This window comes from Streptomyces sp. NPDC088746 (genome assembly GCF_044751065.1).
Classification (GTDB): Bacteria; Actinomycetota; Actinomycetes; order Streptomycetales; family Streptomycetaceae; genus Streptomyces.
The window spans coordinates 1538050-1557609 of record NZ_JBIVLA010000001.1; the positions used below are offsets into that span (position 1 = coordinate 1538050).

Sequence of the window (19560 nt, forward strand, 5' to 3'; positions counted from 1 at the left end):
CACGACGGCCCCGGAGGGCCACAGGAGCGCCCCTCCGCACCCGGAAGGCCCGGCGGGCCCCCCGGCACATCCCCGGCCCCGGAAAGCGCCACAGAAGGCCACGAAACGCACCTGGCCCGGACACCACGAAGGTGTCCGGGCCAGGTCAGGCGAGCCGCGCTACTTCTTGCGGCGCCGCCCACTCGCGCTCTTCTGCGCCTTACGGCGCTCCGCACGCGTCATCCCGTCTCCCTCGGGCCGCGCACCGTCGCCGTCGCCGTTGGAGAAGTCGCCCTCGACGACGCCACCCTCCCCGTCCACCGTGGGAGCGGAGAAGTGGAGCCGGTCAGGACGCTGCGGAGCGTCCAGGCCCTTGGCCCGGATCTCCGGGCGACCGGCCGCGGCCGCCACCGGCGCGTCCTGCTTCTCCAGCGAGGTCGCGCCCTCCTGCACCGGCACCTCCTCGACCTGCTGCTCGACCTGGACCTCCAGGTTGAACAGGTAGCCGACGGACTCCTCCTTGATGCCCTCCATCATGGCGTTGAACATGTCGAAGCCCTCGCGCTGGTACTCGACCAGCGGGTCCTTCTGCGCCATGGCCCGGAGGCCGATGCCCTCCTGGAGGTAGTCCATCTCGTAGAGGTGCTCACGCCACTTGCGGTCCAGGACCGAGAGGACCACGCGCCGCTCGAGCTCACGCATGATGTCCGAGCCGAGCGTCTTCTCCCGCTCCGCGTACTGCTCGTGGATGTCGTCCTTGACCGATTCGGCGATGAAGTCGGCGGTCACGCCGGCCAGGTCGCCCGCGGCCTCCTCGAGCTCCTCGACCGTGACCTTCACCGGGTAGAGCTGCTTGAAGGCGCCCCACAGCCGGTCGAGGTCCCACTCCTCCGCGAAGCCCTCGGCCGTCTCCTGCCGGATGTAGTCGTCGATCGTGTCGTCCATGAAGTGGCGGATCTGGTCCTGCAGATCCTCGCCCTCCAGGACGCGGCGGCGCTCGCCGTAGATGACCTCACGCTGCCGGTTGAGCACCTCGTCGTACTTCAGGACGTTCTTACGCGTCTCGAAGTTCTGCTGCTCGACCTGCGACTGCGCGGAGGCGATCGCCCGCGTCACCATCTTGTTCTCGATCGGCACGTCGTCGGGCACGTTCGCCATCGACATGACGCGCTCGACCATCTGCGCCTTGAACAACCGCATCAGGTCGTCGCCCAGCGACAGGTAGAACCGGGACTCGCCCGGGTCGCCCTGACGGCCGGAACGACCGCGCAGCTGGTTGTCGATACGCCGCGACTCGTGCCGCTCGGTGCCCAGGACGTAGAGCCCGCCGAGCTCCTTGACCTCGTCGTGCTCGGCCTTGACGGCCTGCTCGGCCTTCTCCAGTGCCGCGGGCAGCGCGGCCGCCCACTGCTCGACGTGCTCGACCGGGTCGAGTCCGCGCTGGCGCAGGTCCGCCTCGGCCAGGTCGTCGGGGTTGCCGCCCAGCTTGATGTCCGTACCGCGGCCGGCCATGTTCGTCGCGACCGTGACGGCACCCTTGCGGCCGGCCTGCGCGATGATCGGCGCTTCCCGGTCGTGCTGCTTGGCGTTGAGGACCTCGTGCTGCACACCGCGCTTCGACAGCTGCTGCGAGAGGTACTCGGACTTCTCGACGGAGGTCGTGCCGACCAGGATCGGCTGGCCCTTCTCGTGCTTCTCCGCGATGTCGTCGACGACCGCGGCGAACTTCGCGACCTCGGTGCGGTAGATCAGGTCCGACTGGTCGGCACGGACCATGGGCCGGTTCGTCGGGATCGGCACGACGCCGAGCTTGTAGATCTGGTGGAACTCGGCCGCCTCGGTCATCGCCGTACCGGTCATGCCGGAGAGCTTGCCGTACAGGCGGAAGAAGTTCTGCAGGGTGATCGTGGCGAGCGTCTGGTTCTCGTCCTTGATGTCCACCCCTTCCTTCGCCTCGATGGCCTGGTGCATGCCCTCGTTGTAGCGGCGGCCGGCGAGGATACGGCCGGTGTGCTCGTCGACGATCATGACTTCGCCGTCGATGACGACGTAGTCCTTGTCGTTCTTGAAGAGCTCCTTGGCCTTGATCGCGTTGTTCAGGTAACCGACGAGCGGGGTGTTCACCGACTCGTAGAGGTTGTCGATCCCGAGCCAGTCCTCGACCTTGGAGACGCCGGGCTCGTGGATGGCCACGGTCCGCTTCTTCTCGTCGACCTCGTAGTCGCCGGTCTCCTCGATGCCCTTCAGCGGGTTGCCCGCCTCACCCCTGGTGAGACGCGTGACCAGCTTGGCGAAGTCGCCGTACCACTTGGTGGCCTGGTCGGCCGGGCCGGAGATGATCAGCGGGGTACGGGCCTCGTCGACCAGGATCGAGTCCACCTCGTCGACGATGGCGAAGTTGTGGCCGCGCTGGACGAGCTCGTCCTGGGACCACGCCATGTTGTCGCGGAGGTAGTCGAAGCCGAACTCGTTGTTCGTGCCGTACGTGATGTCGCAGGCGTACTGCTCGCGGCGCTGGGCCGGAGTCATGTTGGCGATGATGCAGCCGACCTCGAGGCCGAGGAACTTGTGCACCCGGCCCATCATCTCGGAGTCGCGCTCGGCCAGGTAGTCGTTGACCGTGATCAGGTGCACGCCCTTGCCGGAGAGCGCGTTGAGATACGCGGGCAGGGTACCGACGAGGGTCTTGCCCTCACCGGTCTTCATCTCGGCCACATAGCCGAGGTGCAGGGCGGCACCGCCCATCATCTGGACGTCGTAGTGGCGCTGTCCGAGAACGCGCTTGGCGGCCTCACGGACGGTCGCGAATGCTTCGGGAAGCAGGTCGTCCAGGCTCTCGCCGTCCGCGTACCGTTGTTTGTACTCGTCGGTGAGCGCCCGCAGCTCGGCGTCGGAGAGGTTGACGAAGTCCTCTTCGATGGAGCTGACCTGGTCCGCGATGCGGTGCAGTTTGCGCAGGATCTTGCCTTCGCCTGCACGCATGAGCTTGTTGAAGACGGACACTGAGGCTGGTCTCCTTGCCGGTCGGGCCTGGCACTGGGTCGTGTGATGGACTCTGGCGCGGGCACGGCAGGTGGGCCCCACCGCAACGGCCATCGTAAGCGAGGACCCCGCCACGCCGGGAGGGCTGCCGCCGCGTTCTCCCCACCGCGCCCTTCCAGGACAACGGCCGGAGTGGACGGAAGGTGCCGGGAAGCACCGAAAAGTGCTCGCGCCCCGTGCTCCCCGTCACCAGAATCCGTGTATGGAACCCACCACGCTCACCACGGAACGCCTGCTCATGCGCCCCTTCGCGCCCGAGGACGCGGACGCGGTCCACGCCGCGTGCCAGGACCCCGGCATCCAGCGGTGGACAGTTGTCCCCTCCCCGTACACGCGTGCCGACGCGGAGCTCTTCACCGGAAAGCTCTCACCGGCGGGCTGGCAGGACGACACGACGTACAACTTCGCGGTACTGCGGCGGGACGACGGGCAGCTCGTCGGCGCATTCGGCGTCATGCGCCGCGTCCTGCCCGGCACGTACGAGGTGGGCTTCTGGACGGCCAAGGAGCACCGCGGCACCGGTTACGCGACGGAAGCGCTGATCGAGGCGGCCCGCTGGGCGTTCACCGCCCTCGCCGCGGACCGCATCGAGTGGCGGGCCGAGATCGGCAACACCCCGTCACGGTCGGTCGCCCTCCGTGCGGGCTTCCGCATGGAGGGTGAGCAGCGGTCCGCCCTGTTCAACAAGGGGATACGGCGCGACACGTGGAACGCCGCGCTGCTCCCGGCCGATCTGGGGCTGCCCGGCACCCATCCCCACCGGCCGGCCCCCGATGTCAGTGGCGCGCTCTAGGGTTCGACGCATGACGTCTGTGCCGCCGCCCGTCCTGGAAATCTCCGCCGACCAGGCGCGCCGCATCGCGCTGCGCGCCCAGGGCCTCCTGGGCGCCCCGGACCGCCGGGGCGGGGTCCCGGGAGTGCTGCGCCGTCTCGGAGCGGTCCAGCTGGACACCATCTCGGTCCTGGCCAGGTCGCACGAGCTCGTGCCGTACGCCCGCCTCGGCGCGCTCGGCCGACGCGCGGTCGACGAGGCCTACTGGTCGGGCGGGCGCTCGTTCGAGTACTGGTCGCACGCCGCCTGCGTCCTGCCCGTCGAGGAGTGGCCGCACTTCGCGTTCCGCCGCCGCGCCTACCGGGCCCGCCCGCACTGGAATCACGACCTGCCCGACGGGGCGTACGAGACGGTGATCAAGCAGCTGCGCGCCGAGGGGCCGCTGACGGCGACCGAGCTCGGCGGCGCGAAGAACGGCGGGGAGTGGTGGGACTGGTCCGCGTCCAAGGTCGCCGTGGAGCGGGCCCTGATGTACGGCGAGGTGGTGTGCACCGAGCGGCGCGGCTGGAAGCGGGTCTACGACCTGGCCGAGCGCGCGATCCCGGACACTCTGCTCCATGACGACCTGGACGACACGGAGTGCCTGCGCCGGCTGGTCGCCCTGGCGGGACAGTCGCTGGGTGTGGGCACCCGGGCGGACATCGCCGACTACCACCGGCTCAAGGCCGAGCAGTTCGACGCGGTGGTGGCGGACTCCGGGCTGGTTCCGGTCTCGGTGCGGGGCTGGGTTAAGCCTGCCTGGGCCCACCCGGAGGCCCTCGCCTCGGAGCCGCGCGGACGGCACCGTACGACGCTGCTGTCCCCCTTCGACTCACTGATCTGGGAACGGGCGCGTACGGAACGGATCTTCGGCTTCACCCATCGCCTGGAGGCGTACGTCCCCCGGCCCAAGCGGATCCACGGCTACTTCGCGATGCCGCTGCTGGCGGGCGGCAGGCTGCGGGGCCGGGTCGACCCGGCCAGGGACGGGGCCACGCTGGTCGCCCGCCAGGTGTCCCTGGACGGCGCGAAGTCCGTGGCGCCCATGGCCGAGGCCCTCGTGGAGGCGGCGTCCTGGGTCGGCTGCACGGAGGTGCGGCTGGAGCGCGTCGACGCACCTGGCCTGCGCGAGCCGCTCATGGCGGAAATCGCCCGCGCCCTCGCATAGCCCGGACGGACCGCGCCTTCCCGCTACCTGATCTCGAGGATCTTCTCCCGCATGGCATAGACCACGGCTTCCATCCGGGAGTGCAGCTGGAGCTTCTCCAGGATATTGCGGACGTGGTTCTTCACCGTGTTCTCGGAAATGAACAATTCCTTGGCGATATCACGGTTGTTCATGCCGGTGGCCACGAGTTTGAGCACTTCCAGCTCCCGCTCGGTGAGCCGCGGCGCGGGGACGAGCCTGCGCTCGTCGGTGCGCTGAATCATCGACTTGAACTCGGTGAGTAGTTTGGACGCCATCGACGGGCTGATCTGGGACTGGCCGTCCGCCACCGCGCGAATGGCCGTGGCCACCTCGTCGGTCGAGATCTCCTTGAGCAGATAACCGGTGGCGCCCGCCTTGATCGCCTCGTAGAGGTCGGCTTCCTCGTCGCTGATCGTCAGCATGATGATCTTCGCGCTGGGTGCCACCTCCTTGATGGAGGTGCAGGCCTCGATGCCGCCGCGCTTGGGCATCCTCACGTCCATCAGCACGATGTCGGGCAGCAGGTCCGCCGCCTTGTCGACCGCTTCCGCCCCGTCCCCCGCCTCTCCGACGACCTGGATGTCCTCCTCCTGTGCGAGGACGATCTCCAGACCTCTGCGGAACAGCGCATGGTCGTCCACCACAAGAACCCTGATGGGTTCCTTGCGGGAACTGCCGTCGTCCGCAACGGAGTCCTTACCGGCAGTGCTGTCGGCATCGTTCGTCCCGCGCACGGGCCCGAAGGTGTCCGCCATCGTTCCTCCCCCTGAAGGCCACTGCCTGAGGTCACAGGCTGTCCGCCAACGTCAGTGCACAGAGCACTGATTGGCCTGGGGCGCCATGATTTCATGCCTGGCCGCCGAAGCGGCGCCCTCGCGGTCACGCGTGGTGCCCCTGGAGGCGCGCGAACGCTTCCAGGGGCACCACCGCGATCGTCTGTGAGCGGTGGGTGTCAGCCGCCGAGCGCACCGCCCGCGCCGCCCGCCCCGTCGGAGGCCAGCGGGTCGGTCCTCAGGTGAATGACACCGTAGTCATAGGCGTGCCGCCGGTAGACGACGCTGGGCTCCTTGGTCTCGGAGTCGACGAACAGGTAGAAGTCGTGCCCGACCAGCTCCATCTCGTAGAGCGCCTGGTCGAGCGTCATCGGCGCTGCCACGTGCGTCTTCTCACGCACCACGAGCGGCCCTTCGCCCTGGACCTCGAGCGAGCCGATCCTGGTCGTGGGCACGGACGACTCCGGCTCCGTCGGGATGAGTTCACCGTCCCCGTTGAACGAGGCGGCGTCCGGCACGACCTCTCCGACCTCGGCTGCGGACCGACGGCCGTTGCCGCGCCTGCTGTAGCGCTTGTCGTGCTCCTTGCGCAGCTGGGTGTCCAGCTTGTCGGTGGCCAGGTCCAGCGCTGCGTACGGGTCGCCTGCTGCCGCTTCCGCCCGGATGACCGGGCCACGCGAGTGGAGCGTGATCTCCACCCTTGCCGCACGGTCGGCCTGACGGGGATTCGGCTCCTTGGACACCTCGACGTCGAGGCTGATCACCTTGCCGTCGAACTTCTGGATCTTGTCCAGCTTCAGTTTCTCGGCCACGTGCTTGCGGAACCGCTCGGGCACCTCGGTCTTGCGGCCCTTGACGACGATGTCCACGCAGAACTCCGTTCCCGGATCGCTCCGCTTCGGCGGCGGAGCATCTCCCTTTTGCACCAGGCTCCGGTGATCGCCGGAGCCGCGGACTCGGTGGCTGTCACCTCCTCCTCCCCCGTCGGCAGGGCGTCCACCCCACCGATTTCCATGCTTCTGGCGTACCGGTGAGTTACCTGCCCGAAACCTGGTGGCGCATTCGCGGAGGCACGGAATTCACCGTCCCTCACAACCGAACATAGCCTGACCACCACCGTGTCGGCACCCGCTACTCACGCGTACCTCCGATCGGGCCCCTTTACCCACTCACTACCTGCAACGACGCAAGTAATCTGTCAGTTCCGGTTTATTTCGAAGGCAGACGGAGACGCTGCGACAACCGCTGCACGGAGCCCGTCGGCCGGACCGTCGCCGGGGCGCGCTCCACGGACCGCGCGGGCCGCCTCCGCCAGCGACGATCCCGTCGTCAGCAGGTCGTCCACGAGCACGACGCGGCCCCCGTCGAGCAGCCTCCGGCCGCCGTCCGCGACGACGAGAGCACCCGCCAGATTCGCCTGCCGCTCCCGGGCTCCCAGCCCCGCCTGGTCGGCCACCGCACGCCGCTGCCGCAGCACGGCGGACACCCGCGCCCGCGCGCCTCCACGCCGCAGCTCGATCGCGGCCGCGGCCGCGATCCTGCGCACCGGGTCATGCCCGCGCCCGGCCGTGGCCCTCCGCGCCGACGGCACGGGGACCAGCAGCAGCGGGCCCGCGTCGCCCGCATGCCCCGCTCCGGCCCTCACAGCGGCCGCCAGCGCCCCGCCGAGCACCCCGGCGAGGCCGAGTGCTCCTCGCTCCTTGTGGGCCAGCAGCATCGCGCGTACGGCGTTCTCGTACGGCGCCGCCGCGTGGACCGCCGGCAGACCCGCCGGCTCGGGCGTCGGCCTCACACGGCGCGGCCCGGCCTCCAGACCGGCGGCGCACTCCTCGCACAGCTCTGTCCGCGGTCTGCCGCAGCCCCCGCAGGCCACGGGCAGCACCAGTCCCACGATCTCCTGCCACCAACCCCGCACAGTCCCACTGTGACCGGCCGACGGGCACTCGGCCATCCCTGTGGAAAACCCCTGTGGACAGGGCTGTCCGCGCGGCCGGTGCGGGCTGCCCCGACGGGCGCGCCGCTCAGCCCGGGTAGACCAGCGAGGAGCCCTCCTTGAGGACCGTCTGCCAGTTGTCCCCCGGCGACAGCTTCACTATCCCGTCGCTCTCGGTGTCGGCCATCAGCGGGAGCTGGTCGTCGTCGGCAGCCGCGACAGCCGTCACCTGGTTCACACCGGGCAGGACCCCGGAGGAGGACGTCGAGCCGTCGGCCTGGACATAACGCACCTGCTGCACACCGCCCTCCTCCTTGCCGACCACCACGAGACGGCTGCGGCCGGACCAGGAAACGGCCGTCACATCGGCCAGCTGGGGCGCGGCCTGGCGCAGGTCCTCCACCGAGACCTGCTCGGTGTCGCCCGAGCCGTGACGCTCGACCCGGCCGATGAGCAGCGTCGTGTGCCCGTCCCTCGAAACCCGCAGGGCGATCCGCACCCCGTCCGAGGACATCCGCAGGGCCTCGATACGCCCGCCGCTCAGGCCGGGCACCGACACCTCCTGCGGTTCACCGGCACCGTCGACCAGACGCAGCAGCCGGGGATCCGACGGGTCACGGTCGGCGACCCACAGATCGCCCTTGCCGTCCCAGCTCGGTGCCGACAGCCGGTCCGCCGCCTTCTTGGCGCTGCTGGTCACCACGGGGGCGGCCGGCTCGCTCTCCTCGATGAGGGAGGACACGTACAGATGCTGCTGATTCTCCGAGACCGCGGCGGCCTGCTCCTCGTCCCTGGCCACACCCACGGTGCTCATGGCCACCGTCCCGCTGCCCAGCGGACCGGTCACCGGCTCCGGGTCGCCACTGCCCTTGGTGCTTCCGGGGATGCGCTGCACACGCCCCTTGTCGTCCACGAAGTACTGGCTGTCGGGCTCGTCCGACCCATTGCCCGAGACGAAGTCCTCGGCCTCGTCGGCCCCGAGGGAGCACAGCGGACCCTGCTTGCCCTGCAGTTCCACCTGCCCCACCCGGGCGGACGTCAGGTCGCGCAGCGTGAAGAGCACCTGGGCCGCCATCATCCGGCAGGCGTCCGGCCCGACCTTGTCGGCCTTCTTGTTGAGCGGCACCTTCAGGACGTTCTGGTCGTCGGTCGTCAGCGAGGTGACCCCGCTCTTCAGCGCCGTACCCGCGGGAAAGCGCGAATCGACCACCGGCCGCAGCCAGTTCGACGGGCCCTCCAGCAGCGTTCGCACCGTCTGCGTGGCCGTGTCCATCCGCGTGACGGGGTCCGTGCGGTTCCGTACGTAGACGGGGTCGGCGACCAGCGCGGCCTCCTCGTCCGTCCGGCCGGCGGCGAAGTAGTACTTGTTCACGGACCGGTAGAGGCGCTTGAAGTCGGACTGCCCGAGCACCAGGCCGTCCGGCACGATGTCGATGCGCCACTCCTGCTTGCCGTCCGTCCCTTTCTCCCGGACCAGATGAAGCGTCTGGGAGTACTCCGACGGGGCCAGCGGGCGGTACGAACTCTGCGCGTCGACCGCCGCCACCTGCTCGCCGGTCAGCGTGTAGGTGGTCTCGGCGGCCCCGCGTGCCTTGTCGTGGATCGTGGGCCCGTTGCGGTTGGGCGCCTTCGCGAGCACCGTGATGCCCTCGCCCGGCTGCCAGCTCCGGCCCGCCTCCGCCGTCAGGTACGTGCGGGTCGTCTCGAAATCGGGGTCGTCGCTGGTCATCGACTCCAGAAAGCCGTCGACGACCTCGATGGGCGTGGCGCCCTCCCTCGGCGGCACGGCGTACACCTGAACCTGGGAATCGCCGGGCTGCGAGGCGTCGACCGCCTTCACGTCGCCGGTGACCGGCATCGCTCCGCACCCGGCGAGCACCATGACGCCGCAGCCGAGCAGCACGGACAACCGCACCGCCCGTCCGCCCCGACGGCGGTCAGTGTCCACGAGTCGTGTCCTCCTGCTCCGGATCCTGCGTCTCTGGGTCGGCGCCCCCACCCGCCCGGCCACCGGCCGGACGCGACACCACACGTGCTCCGCTGCCCGGCAGAGCCGTCGGGTCGACCGACGTCGCCACACGCGGCGCCGCGGGCCCGTGCGCCGGCACGGCCAGGTGCGAGCGCGCCGTGGAACCTGTCTGGCTCGGTACGGACATCAGTCGCTGTTCGCTCACCGCCGGCACCGCCTCCGCACGCTCACGGTCCTCCCGGTTGCGCCGGGAGTCCTCCGGCTCCAGCGGTATCGGCGAACCGCGCAACGGCTCGTCCGCCGTGCGCGGCAGGGTCAGCCGGAACTGCGAGCCGCCACCGGGCTCGCCCCAGGCCTGCAGCCAGCCTCCGTGCAGACGGGCGTCCTCGACGGCGATCGACAGCCCCAGACCGGTGCCACCGGTGGTGCGGGCACGTGCCGGATCCGCCCGCCAGAAGCGGTTGAAGACCCGGGTGGCCTCGCCCGGCTTGAGCCCCACGCCGTAGTCCCTGACCGCCACGGCCACGGCACCCTGCGCGACACCCATCCGCACGATGACGTCCCGTCCCTCACCGTGCTCGACGGCGTTGACGACGAGATTGCGCAGGACCCGCTCGACCCGGCGCGCGTCGGCCTCCGCGACCACGGGCTGTTCGTCACCCACCACCCGGATCCGGGTGCCCTTGCGCTCCGCCAGCGGCTCGGCACCGCCGATCACCCTCCGGACGACCGTACGCAGATCTATCGGCTCGGCCTCCAGCGCCGCGGCGCCCGCGTCGAACCTGCTGATCTCCAGCAGATCGGAGAGGAGCGACTCGAAGCGGTCGAGCTGGTCCCCCAGCAGCTCCGCGGACCGGGCCGTGACCGGGTCGAAGTCGACACGCGCCTCATGGATGACGTCGGCGGCCATCCGCACGGTCGTCAGCGGGGTGCGCAGCTCATGGCTGACGTCCGAGACGAAACGCCGCTGCATACGGGAGAGCTCCTCCAGCTGCTGGATCTTCAGCTGGAGGTTCTGCGCCATCTTGTTGAAGGCCTCGCCGAGGCGCGCGATGTCGTCCTCACCGGTGACCTTCATCCGCTCCTGGAGCCTCCCCGCGGAAAGCCTCTCGGCGATCCCCGCCGCCATCCGCACGGGCGTGACGACCTGGCGCACCACGAACCAGGCGATGGCACCGAGCAGCACGACCACGAACAGGCCGGCCGTGGCCAGGGTCGTCGTCACCAGTGTCAGCGACTTCTCCTCCTGCGTGAGCGGGAAGAGGTAGTACAGCTCGTACGGGTTGTGGTCGACGTCGTAGAGCCGCTTGCCCACGACGAGCCCGGGCTCCGCGTGCTTCCCGTGGGAGTACTTGATCAGCGAGTACGTCTGGAAGGCACCCGCGCCCTTGCCCACGTCGTCCCGCAGCTTCTGCGGGATGCTGGAGGCGTCCACGCTGCCCGAGCCGCGCGGGGCGCGGCTGGTGGTGCCGTGCCCGGCGGAGCCGGGGCTGAGCGCCACCACGTTGAAGGCGTTCGTGCCACCACTGGCCAACTGGTCCACGAGCTCGGTGCGCCAGGAGGTGTTGGCCGTCATGCCGTCGGCGCCCTCCTCGCTCTGGTCACCCGGGACGAGAGGCGCGTTGGCGTTCGTCTGGGCGGCCGCGAAGCCGCCGGCCGCCTGTGTCTGCGCGGCCTTGCCCTTCGCCTCCAGCAGGCCGTTACGGACCTGCCCGATCACGACGAAACCGAGGAGCAGCACCACGGCGATGGACATCAGCAGCGTGCCCGCCACGACGCGGAGCTGCAGATTGCGCCGCCACAGGCGGACAGCGGGCAGCAGCGGGCCACGGATCCATCGCATCAGCAGCCGGGGCACGGGGCCGCCGGGCGTCCGGTCGCGGAACAACCGGCCGCCCAACGGGGCCCGGCCGAAACGAGGAGCACTCCGTGCCGGACCGGCAGCCCGCTCCGTACGGGCCCCGGGCACCCCGGGTGGCGGAGCAGCGCTGCCCAGGGTCATGTCAGCTCGGTCCGGCCTTGTAACCGACACCACGGACGGTCACGACGATCTCCGGCCGCTCCGGGTCCTTCTCCACCTTCGAGCGCAGCCGCTGGACGTGCACGTTCACCAGACGGGTGTCGGCCGCGTGGCGATAGCCCCAGACCTGCTCGAGCAGCACCTCACGGGTGAAGACCTGCCACGGCTTCCGGGCGAGGGCGACCAGCAGGTCGAACTCCAGCGGGGTGAGGGCGATGGACTGCCCCTCCCGCTTCACCGAGTGACCGGCCACGTCGATGACCAGGTCACCGATCGCCAGCTGTTCCGGCGCGGGCTCTTCGGACCTCCGCAAACGCGCCCTGATCCGGGCAACCAACTCCTTCGGTTTGAACGGCTTGACGATGTAGTCGTCGGCCCCGGATTCCAGGCCCACCACCACATCCACCGTGTCGCTCTTGGCAGTGAGCATGACGATCGGCACACCCGACTCGGCCCTGATCAGCCTGCAGACCTCGATGCCGTCCCTTCCGGGCAGCATGAGGTCCAGCAGCACCAGGTCGGGCTTGGCCTCACGAAATGCGGCCAGTGCCTTGTCGCCGTCCGCTACGAACGACGGCTCGAAACCTTCTCCCCGCAGCACAATGCCGAGCATCTCGGCCAGTGCGGTGTCGTCGTCGACGACAAGGACGCGTCCCTTCATAAACGACATCATCCCATTAGCTAATCGTTACCTGCGATGACCTGGCACACAGCTCTGCCAGTCCGACCCCCGTGACCGGGGAAATGACGCCCTCCTCCGTGACGATCGCCGTGACCAGTTCGGGCGGCGTGATGTCGAATGCGGGGTTGTACGCATGGGTTCCCAGGGGCGCGACGACCGTTCCGCCGCCCTCGCCCCCGGCCGGAGCACCCGGCCGAGATGTGAACTCTGTCACTTCCGCCGCGGAACGCTGCTCCACGACGATCGATGTGCCGTCCACCGTCTCCAGATCGATCGTCGTCGTGGGCGCCACGACGAGGAACGGCACATGGTGGTACTTCGCGAGCACCGCCAACGGATAGCTCCCCACCTTGTTGGCCACCGAGCCGTCCGCGGCGATGCGGTCCGCCCCGATGATTACGGCATCCACCTCCCCCGCCGCAAACAGCGAACCCGCCGCGTTGTCCGTGAGCAAGCTGTACGGCATCCCGTTCCTCGCCGCCTCGTACGCCGTGAGCCGGGCGCCCTGGAGCAGCGGCCGGGTCTCGTCCACCCACAGCCGCCCCAGGCTGCCCTTCCGGTGCGCCCTCAGCGCCACCGCGAACGCGGTCCCCGCACCACCGGACACGAGTGCCCCGGTGTTGCAGTGGGTCAGCAGCCGGTGCCCGCCTCCGCCCGGAAGGAGCTCCCCGAGCAGCTCCAGACCGTACCGCGCCATCCTCGCGCTGGCCGCCGCGTCCTCCTGATGCAGGGACCGCGCCTCGGCCAGGGCCGCCACGGCCGCCGCCTCCGGGCCGGCCCCGCTCCCGGCCGCCGCCCGGTACGCCCGCGCCACCCGCCGGGCCCCGTACCCGAGGTTCACCGCGGTGGGCCGCGCCTGTTCCAGCAGCTCCGCGGCCTGAGCCACGTCCTCACCCCGGGCAGCGGCCAGCGCCACCCCGTACCCCCCGGCGATACCCAGCAGAGGTGCCCCTCGCACCGCGAGAGTCCGGATCGCCCGCACCAGCGCGGGCACGTCGGCGCACACCAGCTCGGCCTCCTCGGCGGGCAGCCGCGTCTGGTCGAGGAGCACCACCGCAGGACCTTCCGGGGGCTCGTCCCAGCGGAGTACGGAGAGGGCCGGAGGCTCGATGCCCACCGGCGATTGCGCGTCCTGATCAGCCATCTGCCCAGTCTGCCCGCTGAACCGCCCGTGCACGAAGGCAAGAAGGAGATACAGCGCCAGACCCGCACCGGACCGACGCGTGGCACGATGGCTGGCAACCTGCCGCCCCGATGAGCGGACAGGACTGTGAAGGAGCGACGATGAACGACTCTCCGGGCTGGGCTTCGCCCGGATCCGCCCCCTCCGACGGCCAGGAGACGGGCATTCCCAAACCCTCCGCTCCCGTCGACGGAAGCGGGTCCGCCGGACAGTGGTCTCCCGCACAGCCACCTCCGGGGCAGTGGTCTCCGCCGAGCGCCCCCGGCACCGGCCCGGGCGCGCCGCCAACCGCTCCGGGCTGGGGCGGCATGCCGCAGGGTTCCGGGTGGGGCCGCCGGCCCATGGCTGCGAAGCCCGGCGTCATCCCGCTCCGCCCTCTGGGGGTCGGCGAGATCCTCGACGGCGCGGTGTCCACCATGCGCACCCACTGGCGCACGGTGCTGGGCATCAGCCTCACCGTCTCCGTGATCGCCGAGATCGTGATCATCCTCCTGCAGCGCTACGTGCTGCCCGAGCAGGAGTCGGTCGACCCGAACGCGACCGGGGCGGAGGCGCTCCGCCAGGCCACCGACTCGGCACAGTCCCAGCTGATCAACAGCGCCCCCGGCACGCTCGTCGCGATGATCGCCACGCTCATCACGACCTCCGTCCTCACCGTGGTGATCAGCCGCTCCGTGCTCGGCCGGAGCCTGACGCTCTCCGAGGCATGGGCCGAGGCTCGCCCCCGGCTCCTCCCGCTCCTCGGGCTGACTCTTCTGCTGAGCGTGATGAGCGCCGCCATCATGGCGGTGGGCCTGCTTCCCGGCCTGGCTCTCGGCGGCGGTGCGGGCGGACTCGCCCTGACCTTCCTCGGCTTCCTCGCCTCCTGCGGCGTCGTTCTCTGGCTGATGATCCGCTTCACGCTCGCGGCGCCGGCGCTGATGCTGGAACGACAGTCCGTGATCACCTCGCTCCGCCGGTCCGCCAAACTGGTCAGAGGGAACTGGTGGCGGACGTTCGGCATCCTGGCCCTCACCTACCTGCTGGTCATCGTCCTGACCTTGATCATCGCTATTCCGTTCGGCATCATCGCGGTGAGCGTGGACAGCGACGGCCTGAGCGAGTTCCTCAACAGCAGCTCGACGGACTACGGCTGGCCCTTCCTCATCATCACGGGCATCGGCGAAGTGATCGTCTCGACACTCGCCTACCCCTTCACCGCTGGAGTGATGGCCCTGCTCTACGTCGACCAGCGCATCCGCCGCGAAGCCCTCGACCTCGAACTGGCCCGGGCCGCGGGCGTGCCCGGCTACGACACTCCCAGGAGCTGATGCGGTGACGGGGGTGGGGGGAACCACCGCAGCGGCACGACTCATCCGGGCGGGCGAGGACACACCCGTGGACACTTCACGCGTCCCCGCCCGCGAGGCGGCGCGGGACGAACTGTCCGACCCGATGTACCACGAACACGACCCGAACCTCCTCGAACGCGGTCTCGACCGCTTCTGGGACTGGGTCGGTGACCTCTTCGCCGGCGCCGCCGACGCCGCCCCCGGCGGCCCGCTGGGACTCGTCGTGCTCGCTCTGGCCGTCGCCGGCCTGGGGGCCGCCCTGTGGTGGAGGCTCGGCACACCGCGGCGAGCTCCCCGTTCGCCTGAGACGCTCTTCGACAGCACCACCCGCAGCGCGGCCGACCACCGGACCGCCGCCGCCGCGCACGCCGAAGCCCGGCGCTGGACCGCAGCCGTCCAGGAACGGATGCGCGCCCTCGTACGCTCCCTGGAGGACCGGGCCGTGCTCGACCCACGCCCCGGCCGCACCGCGGACGAGGCGGCCGCCGAGGCGGGCCGGCTGATGCCCGCACACGCCGGCCGGCTCCGCGCCGCCGCCCGCCTCTTCGACGACGTCACGTACGGGGGCCGCACCGCTGACGAGGCCGCATACCTGACCCTGCGCACCCTCGACCTGGAACTCGAGGCCGCCAAGCCCCTGCTGACCGCCAGTCCGGCCCGAGGGGTCGCCGGATGACCGCCGTCGCGGCCGTTCCCACCACCTCGGAATCCCGCAGCCCCCAACAGATCTGGCAGCGCGCCCGGGGGCTGCTGCTCGCCCTCCTCATCCTCGTCATCGCCGGGGTCGCCCTCGCCGCCGTCCGCTCCGGCGGCCAGCACGGCCGGCTCGATCCCCGCTCCGCGGACCCCTACGGCAGCCGCGCCGTCGCCGAACTCCTCAAGGACCGCGGCGTATCCGTCGAGGTCGCCACCACCCTCGACGAGGCCACCGGCGCCGTGGGCCCCGACACCACCCTGCTCGTCGCCGGACCCAACGTGCTCACCGCACATCAGCAGCGGCGCCTTCACACGGCGACCACCGGCTCCGGGGGCCGCACCGTGCTCGTCGCCCCTGGCAGCCCCTCCGTGGCCCGGCTCGCCCCCGGCGTGCACCCGGAAGCCCACGGACCGGTCACCGCACGCCCCCCACGCTGCGAACTCCCCGCGGCCCGCACTGCGGGGACCACCGACATGGGCGGCATCCACTACGCGACGGACGCACGCCGGGCCACCGCCTGCTACCCGGACGACGGACTCGCCTCCCTGCTTGTCCTGCCGGGGCAGAGAGCCGGCGACACCGTGCTGCTCGGCTCCCCCGACTTCCTCTACAACGACCGGCTCGACCAGCAGGGCAACGCCTCGCTGGGCCTGCAACTCCTCGGCTCCCGCCCGCATCTCGTCTGGTACCTCCCCTCGCTCGACGATCCCTCCGCCGCCGAAGGCGGCGCGGCCGGACGTGACGACGACGGTCACGTCGGAACCGAAGGAGAGAGCGGCTTCCTCGGCCTCATCCCCTCCGGCTGGCTCTGGGGCACCCTCCAACTGGCCCTCGCCGCCGTGCTCGCCGCCGTCTGGCGCGCCCGTCGCCTCGGCCCCCTGGTCACCGAGCACCTGCCGGTGGCCATCAGGGCCTCCGAATCCGCTGAAGGACGGGCCCGCCTCTACCGCAAGGCCGACGCCCGCGACCGCGCCGCTGCCGAACTGCGCTCCGCCACCCGGAACCGCATCTCCCCCCTCGTCGGTGTGTCCCCCCGTGACGCCGATTCCCACGAGGTGCTCCTTCCCGCCGTCGCCACACGCCTGAGCAGCCCGGGCAGCGACCTCGGCGACCTCCTTTTCGGCCCTGCGCCGGCTGATGACGCCGCGCTCGTCCTTCTGACCGATCAACTCGACGCCCTCGAAAGAGAGGTACGCACGTCATGAGCGCCCCGACCCCGGAGACCGCCGAGCTTGCGGCAACCGCAGGGGCCCCTGTGGCCCCGGCGAACTCCGACAGCGCCCGCGCATCCCTGGAAGCCCTGCGTTCCGAGATCGCCAAGGCCGTGGTCGGCCAGGACCCGGCCGTCACCGGACTGGTCGTCGCTCTCCTCTGCCGAGGCCACGTCCTCCTGGAGGGCGTGCCCGGAGTGGCGAAAACCCTCCTGGTCCGCGCACTTGCCGCCTCGCTCGAACTGGACACCAAGCGCGTCCAGTTCACCCCGGACCTCATGCCGAGCGACGTCACGGGCTCACTCGTCTACGACGCCCGGACCGCCGAGTTCTCCTTCCAGCCCGGACCGGTGTTCACCAACCTCCTGCTCGCCGACGAGATCAACCGAACCCCTCCCAAGACACAGTCCTCCCTGCTGGAGGCCATGGAGGAACGTCAGGTCACCATCGACGGGTCCCCACGGCCGCTGCCCGACCCCTTCCTGGTGGCGGCCACCCAGAACCCTGTCGAATACGAGGGCACCTACCCGCTGCCCGAGGCCCAGCTGGACCGCTTCCTCCTCAAACTGACCGTCCCCCTCCCCTCACGCGAGGACGAGATCAACGTGCTCACGCGCCATGCGGACGGGTTCGACCCACGTGACCTCAAGGCAGCAGGCATACAGCCCGTCGCCGGCCCCGCCGACCTCGAAGCGGCACGCGCCGCCGTCGCCAGGACCTCGGTCTCTCCCGAGATCGCCGCCTATGTCGTGGATATCTGTCGTGCCACGCGCGAATCCCCCTCACTCACCCTCGGGGCCTCCCCCCGAGGAGCCACGGCGCTGCTCTCCACCGCGCGGGCATGGGCCTGGCTCACGGGCCGGGACTACGTGATCCCGGACGATGTGAAAGCCCTCGCTCTGCCCACACTCCGTCATCGCATACAACTGCGGCCGGAAGCGGAGATGGAGGGAGTCACCCCGGACTCCGTCATCACCTCTGTCCTCGCCCACGTCCCCGTCCCCCGGTGAGGCGGTGACCATGGCCCTCACCGGACGGGCCGCCCTGGTAGCGGCTCTGGGGTCACTCCCCGTAGGCATCCTCGCCCCGAGTTGGACGGGCATGCTCGCGGTCGATGTCCCGCTCTCACTGGCAATTCTGTGCGACTACGCCCTGGCTGCGCCAGTGCGTACGCTGCAGTTCACCCGATCCGGTGATACATCCGTTCGACTCGGCGACACCGCGGCAGTGCAACTCACCGTGACCAATCCGTCCCGGCGCCGGCTCCGCGCCCACCTCCGCGACGCATGGCCCCCCAGCAGCTGGGCCTCGGAGTCCGAACAGGCCTCGTCCCGCCATCAGTTCGGTGTAGCCGCCGGAGAACGCCACCGCCTGACCACCTTCCTGCGCCCGTCGCGGCGTGGCGACCGCCAGGCCGACCGCGTCACTGTCCGGTCGTTCGGTCCCCTCGGTCTCGCGGCCCGGCAGGGGTACCACCGCGTCCCCTGGACGGTCCGCGTGCTGCCGCCCTTCACGAGCCGGAAGCACCTGCCTTCGCGTCTGGCCCGGCTTCGGGAACTCGACGGCCGGACCAGCGTTCTCACACGTGGAGAAGGCACGGAGTTCGACAGCCTGCGCGCCTATGTACCAGGAGACGACACCCGTTCCATCGACTGGCGGGCCACCGCACGCCAGTCCGCGGTCGCCGTCCGCACCTGGCGCCCCGAACGCGACCGCCACATCCTCGTCGTCCTCGACACCGGACGCACATCGGCGGGCCGGGTAGGAGATGTACCGCGACTCGACGCAGCCATGGACGCGACCCTCCTCCTCACCGCGCTCGCCACCCGCGCCGGCGACCGTGTGAACCTGATCGCCTACGACAGGCGTGTCCGGGCCCGGGTACAGGGGAGAACAGCGAGAGGAGACGTCCTGTCGACCCTCGTCAGCACCCTGGCCACTCTGGAGCCCGAACTCGTGGAGACCGACGCGCGTGGTCTGAGCACGGCCGCGCTGGCGAGCGCACCCCGGCGCTCCTTGATCGTCCTGCTGACGAGTCTGGACGCCGCGCCCATCGAGGAGGGCCTCCTGCCCGTCCTCCCGCAACTCACCCAGCGCCACACTGTTCTGGTCGCAGCGGTGGCGGACCCCCACGTCGAAGCGATGACCCACGCGCGGGGCACGGTGGACGCGATCTACGAGGCCGCCGCAGGCACGCAGGCACAAGCTCAGCGCCACCGCACTGCGGACCAGCTCCGGCGTCATGGCGTCACGGTCGTCGATGCCACGCCCGACAAACTGGCCCCGGCCCTGGCTGACGCCTACCTCGCACTGAAAGCGGCCGGCCGACTGTAAAAGGTACGCACGGGCAGGCTCCACAGGCTCCGCTCCACTCCGGGGATCGGAGCGGAGCGGAGCCTGTCGGCTCCGATCAGGCCGTGAACGCAGAAAAGCCCCGTGCCACAAGGGCACGGGGCTTTCCCGGAATAATTGTTCGGCGGCGTCCTACTCTCCCACAGGGTCCCCCCTGCAGTACCATCGGCGCTGAAAGGCTTAGCTTCCGGGTTCGGAATGTAACCGGGCGTTTCCCTAACGCAATGACCACCGAAACACTATGAAATTAACCAACACCGGAACACAACACGGCCGTTCGTTATTTCAGAACTAACACAGTGGACGCGAGCAACTGAGGACAAGCCCTCGGCCTATTAGTACCAGTCAGCTCCACCCGTTACCGGGCTTCCACATCTGGCCTATCAAC

At 70.2% G+C, this 19560-nt stretch carries 15 protein-coding genes and 1 rRNA gene; 7 read left to right on the forward strand and 9 right to left on the reverse strand.

Annotated features, from left to right (window positions below; translation table 11 throughout):
• Positions 1-159: 159 nt before the first annotated feature.
• Entirely contained in the window at positions 160-2982 is a 2823-nt protein-coding gene (secA, locus tag ACIP63_RS07190; protein WP_401512185.1) for a preprotein translocase subunit SecA, read from the reverse strand.
• Positions 2983-3223: 241 nt separating this feature from the next.
• Between secA and ACIP63_RS07195 the strand changes: the two genes are divergently transcribed.
• A complete protein-coding gene (locus ACIP63_RS07195) occupies positions 3224-3814 on the forward strand; it encodes a GNAT family N-acetyltransferase (RefSeq protein ID WP_401512187.1) in 591 nt (196 codons plus the stop codon).
• A gap of 10 nt (positions 3815-3824) precedes the next feature.
• Positions 3825-5000 carry a winged helix-turn-helix domain-containing protein gene (locus tag ACIP63_RS07200; RefSeq protein WP_401512188.1) on the forward strand — a complete coding sequence of 392 codons (1176 nt, stop codon included), beginning with the start codon at positions 3825-3827 and terminating at the stop codon, positions 4998-5000.
• 23 nt (positions 5001-5023) lie between these two features.
• Here ACIP63_RS07200 and ACIP63_RS07205 read toward each other — a convergent pair whose 3' ends face one another.
• The 7 genes from ACIP63_RS07205 to mtnA form a co-directional block, all read right to left on the reverse strand.
• Positions 5024-5776, reverse strand: coding sequence for a response regulator (locus ACIP63_RS07205; RefSeq protein ID WP_401512190.1), 753 nt, complete (start codon positions 5774-5776; stop codon positions 5024-5026).
• Positions 5777-5973: 197 nt separating this feature from the next.
• Positions 5974-6663, reverse strand: coding sequence for a ribosome hibernation-promoting factor, HPF/YfiA family (gene hpf / locus ACIP63_RS07210; RefSeq protein ID WP_401512192.1), 690 nt, complete (start codon positions 6661-6663; stop codon positions 5974-5976).
• 329 nt (positions 6664-6992) lie between these two features.
• Entirely contained in the window at positions 6993-7709 is a 717-nt protein-coding gene (locus ACIP63_RS07215) for a ComF family protein (RefSeq protein ID WP_401512193.1), read from the reverse strand.
• A 106-nt stretch (positions 7710-7815) separates the two neighbouring features.
• On the reverse strand, positions 7816-9642 hold the full coding sequence (locus ACIP63_RS07220; protein ID WP_401512295.1) for an LpqB family beta-propeller domain-containing protein: 1827 nt from the start codon (positions 9640-9642) through the stop codon (positions 7816-7818).
• A 22-nt stretch (positions 9643-9664) separates the two neighbouring features.
• Positions 9665-11698 carry an MtrAB system histidine kinase MtrB gene (mtrB, locus tag ACIP63_RS07225; RefSeq protein ID WP_401512195.1) on the reverse strand — a complete coding sequence of 678 codons (2034 nt, stop codon included), beginning with the start codon at positions 11696-11698 and terminating at the stop codon, positions 9665-9667.
• Position 11699: 1 nt separating this feature from the next.
• Entirely contained in the window at positions 11700-12389 is a 690-nt protein-coding gene (gene mtrA / locus ACIP63_RS07230) for a two-component system response regulator MtrA (RefSeq protein WP_187281934.1), read from the reverse strand.
• A gap of 4 nt (positions 12390-12393) precedes the next feature.
• A complete protein-coding gene (mtnA, locus tag ACIP63_RS07235; protein WP_401512197.1) occupies positions 12394-13542 on the reverse strand; it encodes an S-methyl-5-thioribose-1-phosphate isomerase in 1149 nt (382 codons plus the stop codon).
• Positions 13543-13682: 140 nt separating this feature from the next.
• Here mtnA and ACIP63_RS07240 point away from each other — a divergent pair, with 140 nt between their 5' ends.
• Genes ACIP63_RS07240 through ACIP63_RS07260 form a run of 5 tightly spaced genes read left to right on the forward strand, consistent with a single transcriptional unit; the run spans position 13683 to position 19154 of the window.
• A complete protein-coding gene (locus tag ACIP63_RS07240) occupies positions 13683-14891 on the forward strand; it encodes a glycerophosphoryl diester phosphodiesterase membrane domain-containing protein (protein WP_401512199.1) in 1209 nt (402 codons plus the stop codon).
• Between the two features lie 4 nt (positions 14892-14895).
• On the forward strand, positions 14896-15588 hold the full coding sequence (locus ACIP63_RS07245) for a DUF4129 domain-containing protein (RefSeq protein ID WP_401512200.1): 693 nt from the start codon (positions 14896-14898) through the stop codon (positions 15586-15588).
• Positions 15585-16814 (forward strand): DUF4350 domain-containing protein, encoded by a 1230-nt coding sequence (locus ACIP63_RS07250; RefSeq protein WP_401512202.1) that lies wholly within the window; start codon positions 15585-15587, stop codon positions 16812-16814. Before ACIP63_RS07245 ends, ACIP63_RS07250 begins: the two co-directional genes overlap by 4 nt.
• On the forward strand, positions 16811-17830 hold the full coding sequence (locus ACIP63_RS07255; RefSeq protein WP_401512204.1) for an AAA family ATPase: 1020 nt from the start codon (positions 16811-16813) through the stop codon (positions 17828-17830). Before ACIP63_RS07250 ends, ACIP63_RS07255 begins: the two co-directional genes overlap by 4 nt.
• Before the next feature lie 10 nt (positions 17831-17840).
• A complete protein-coding gene (locus ACIP63_RS07260) occupies positions 17841-19154 on the forward strand; it encodes a DUF58 domain-containing protein (RefSeq protein ID WP_401512205.1) in 1314 nt (437 codons plus the stop codon).
• A gap of 137 nt (positions 19155-19291) precedes the next feature.
• On the opposite strand, the gene rrf is transcribed toward ACIP63_RS07260, so the two are convergent.
• Positions 19292-19408 (reverse strand): 5S ribosomal RNA (gene rrf / locus ACIP63_RS07265).
• Between the last annotated feature and the right edge of the window lie 152 nt (positions 19409-19560).

What these genes read in the sequence shown, in the direction of transcription:
- ACIP63_RS07195 (WP_401512187.1), top strand. Translation starts at nt 3,224, where the DNA reads ATGGAACCCACCACGCTCACCACGGAACGCCTGCTCATGCGCCCCTTC.
- ACIP63_RS07200 (WP_401512188.1), top strand. Translation starts at nt 3,825, where the DNA reads ATGACGTCTGTGCCGCCGCCCGTCCTGGAAATCTCCGCCGACCAGGCG.
- ACIP63_RS07205 (WP_401512190.1), bottom strand. Translation starts at nt 5,776, where the DNA reads ATGGCGGACACCTTCGGGCCCGTGCGCGGGACGAACGATGCCGACAGC.
- mtrB (WP_401512195.1), bottom strand. Translation starts at nt 11,698, where the DNA reads ATGACCCTGGGCAGCGCTGCTCCGCCACCCGGGGTGCCCGGGGCCCGT.
- mtrA (WP_187281934.1), bottom strand. Translation starts at nt 12,389, where the DNA reads ATGATGTCGTTTATGAAGGGACGCGTCCTTGTCGTCGACGACGACACC.
- mtnA (WP_401512197.1), bottom strand. Translation starts at nt 13,542, where the DNA reads ATGGCTGATCAGGACGCGCAATCGCCGGTGGGCATCGAGCCTCCGGCC.
- ACIP63_RS07240 (WP_401512199.1), top strand. Translation starts at nt 13,683, where the DNA reads ATGAACGACTCTCCGGGCTGGGCTTCGCCCGGATCCGCCCCCTCCGAC.
- ACIP63_RS07250 (WP_401512202.1), top strand. Translation starts at nt 15,585, where the DNA reads ATGACCGCCGTCGCGGCCGTTCCCACCACCTCGGAATCCCGCAGCCCC.
- ACIP63_RS07255 (WP_401512204.1), top strand. Translation starts at nt 16,811, where the DNA reads ATGAGCGCCCCGACCCCGGAGACCGCCGAGCTTGCGGCAACCGCAGGG.
- ACIP63_RS07260 (WP_401512205.1), top strand. Translation starts at nt 17,841, where the DNA reads ATGGCCCTCACCGGACGGGCCGCCCTGGTAGCGGCTCTGGGGTCACTC.